Source organism: Pseudothermotoga sp. (assembly GCF_031962025.1).
In the GTDB taxonomy this organism is placed as follows: Bacteria; Thermotogota; Thermotogae; order Thermotogales; family DSM-5069; genus Pseudothermotoga_B.
Genome location: NZ_JAVRKW010000024.1, coordinates 1 through 2595 on the forward strand (window position 1 = coordinate 1; position 2595 = coordinate 2595).

General features: G+C 40.0%; 2 protein-coding genes and 1 tRNA gene. 1 reads left to right on the top strand and 2 read right to left on the bottom strand.

Annotation, left to right across the window (positions count from 1 at the left end; all coding sequences use genetic code 11):
- Positions 1-42: 42 nt before the first annotated feature.
- Positions 43-115, top strand: a tRNA-Lys gene (locus tag AC4E92_RS09785).
- Here the strand turns inward: AC4E92_RS09785 and AC4E92_RS09790 are convergent.
- Both AC4E92_RS09790 and AC4E92_RS09795 read right to left on the bottom strand, forming a co-directional pair.
- Positions 113-1198, bottom strand: coding sequence for a tyrosine-type recombinase/integrase (locus tag AC4E92_RS09790; protein WP_490240411.1), 1086 nt, complete (start codon positions 1196-1198; stop codon positions 113-115). The two genes, AC4E92_RS09785 and AC4E92_RS09790, sit on opposite strands and share 3 nt — an antisense overlap.
- A gap of 462 nt (positions 1199-1660) precedes the next feature.
- The coding region (locus tag AC4E92_RS09795; protein ID WP_490240412.1) for an RNA-guided endonuclease InsQ/TnpB family protein at positions 1661-2595 on the bottom strand (935 nt) is incomplete at its 5' end.

The following is a 2595-nucleotide window of genomic DNA, read 5'->3' on the forward strand; positions in this document are numbered from 1 at the left end:
AAAGTTGACCTTTTAAAACATTTTTTTGTATTCTATCTTTGTGGGCCGTTAGCTCAGCTGGTAGAGCAGCTGACTCTTAATCAGCGGGTCGCAGGTTCGAATCCTGCACGGCTCATTGATTTTCAAAGATTTTTAAAGTGTCATTGCCCACCGCGTTGACCACCTGTTGTCCACATATTGCATCAAGTGTCTGAATTGCTTTTTGCAAAACTGGCAGGGCAACCTTGGTATAAATCTGGGTGGTGGTAATTTGTTCATGCCCTAACAGAGCCTGGATGGCTCTAATATCTATGCCCTGTTCAAGCAGATGGGTTGCAAAAGTGTGTCTCAGTTGATGAGGCTTAACAGGCCTGTCGATACCTGCTTTTTGAACTATTCTCCTTATTGCTTTTCTTATATCAGTAAGTGGTTTTCCTGTTTTAGGGGATGGAAATACCAATAGGTTAGCATCTTTCCTGAGGTCTTTGAGATCAAGTAGAGCCTGTCTTAAAGTCCTGCTCATTGGAATGAATCTTTCTTTACCGCCCTTCCCTTTTACAACCCTTATCAGGTTGTATTCAAACATAACATCGTCCCATCTAAGGTTAAAAACTTCGTTTTTGCGCATACCTGCATTGTAAAGACACAGAAATAAAGCATAATAGAAAGGTTCAGTTTTTGCTGCATCAAGAAACTTTAAGGCTATCTCCACAGGTAAGGGATCAGGAAGTTTGCAACGATGTGGCAGTTTTTTAATGTGTTCAAGGGGTTTGTCTGAGTATCCATTTTCGAATGCGAATCTTGACATGCTGGATAGGACATTGAGTTCTATATTGACCATTCTGTGTCCTTTTATACCTTTGTCGTTCAATTCTCTGAGTCTTTTTAATTTGTATGAATCAATAATTTTTGGACTGATAAGATCAAACGAAAGATTACCAAAATACGGAATTATGTGGGAGAATATAATTCTCTGTTTTTCTCTCCATGTCTTTTGAGACTGATGAATTCTTACGTGATCCAGATATTCCTGTGCTATGTCAGCTATTGTTCTTGTATGGTTTTTTTCTCTGGATGTGAGATGTCTCTTTAGTTCTTCCTCATAGATGAGGGCTTCTTCAAAACTCCCCTGAAAAACTTCTCTGTAACGTCTTTTTCTTCCAAGGCGGATATCAATAAGCCATTTATTCTCGTGAGGTTTATAAGATCTTACTGACATGTTTTATTCTAAGTTAAATCTTTTTCTAATCTCAAGTGCTTTTTTTCTGGCTTTCTGCTTTATACTGTAAACTTTTGCATGAGATAAACTCTGAGGTTGAGGCTGAATAAACTGTTTGTACAATGTCTCAACCATTTTTTTAATCTCTTCCAACTGTGTTTTTAATTCCTCGTATTCTTTTGTCTTCATATGAAAAATATTACGTTCTCTGTTTTTGACAAGAAAGTTGAAATTTTATGTCATGGCATAAAATCTTTGTCGATTCAATAATACAAAAACTCCTGGTGATCAACAAACAATAGTTTTCAAAAAAAATCAATGGCTTATGAAAAAACATAGGTTCTGCAGAGTAATATTGTAATTGAGAAAAGCGTTGATGTTCTTTGAAAGGAATGGAGTTTGTATTCTACCTATGAGGGGGTGAACTACCCGCCCTTACGGACGGGGCTTCTGGTAGGGATTTTACTCCCACCCAGAAGACCCGCAGGGGGTTTCCTGCTTCATCGACACCGACTTACCTGAATGACTCAGGCAGAGGTCAGCGTCTCCACAGGCGTTAGGTTCGGACCGCTCCAGCCCTACCTTGAGTATGTTTATTGCTGCATTCACATCCCTGTCTATGGTTAACCCACAGACAGGACATGCATGAACCCTGTCACTCAGGGTTTTCTTGACTACGCTACCACAGTTGCTGCATCTCTGTGTTGTGCCATTGGGAGAGACAAACTCAGGCGCTATGCCCCTCAGCATTACACTCTTATAGGTGACATACGCTATGAGTTTTCCCCATGATGAGTCAAGTATTGCCTTTGCAAGGTTATGGTTTTTAACCATACCCAGGATGTTGAGTTTCTCAAAGTAGAGATATGTGTAGTTCAGGACAAGCCATAAAGCAAGTTTATGGAGAAAATCACTCCTATGGTTTGCTACCTTTTCGTGTGCTCTGGCAAGTTTTACCCTCTGCTTTTCATAATTGTTCGAACCCTTTTGTTTTCTTGATAGGTCTTTCTGGAGTTTTTTGATTTTATCCTCTGCCTTGTAAAGTGCTTTCAGGTTCTTTATGATTTTACCGTCGGATGTCGTAACCAGATTAGTAACACCTGTATCCACTCCAGCAGATTTTCCATTGTTCTTTAGTACAGGCTTGATTTCTCTGTCCACTGTGACGCATATGAACCATCTGTCTGAACGGGCTTTCTTAAGAGTCACTGTCTTTGCCTTGCTCCAGTCAAGTTCTCTGTGATACCTGATCTCGACTGCACCAAACTTTGGTAACTCCACCAGAGCATACTTATTGTCCAGTTTCCTGAGTTTTACAATTTCAAAATCCCCCATCCACACTTGAGGGTAAGTGAACGATTTGTACTTTGCAAGCCTTTTCCTGTGTGGAACTCCTA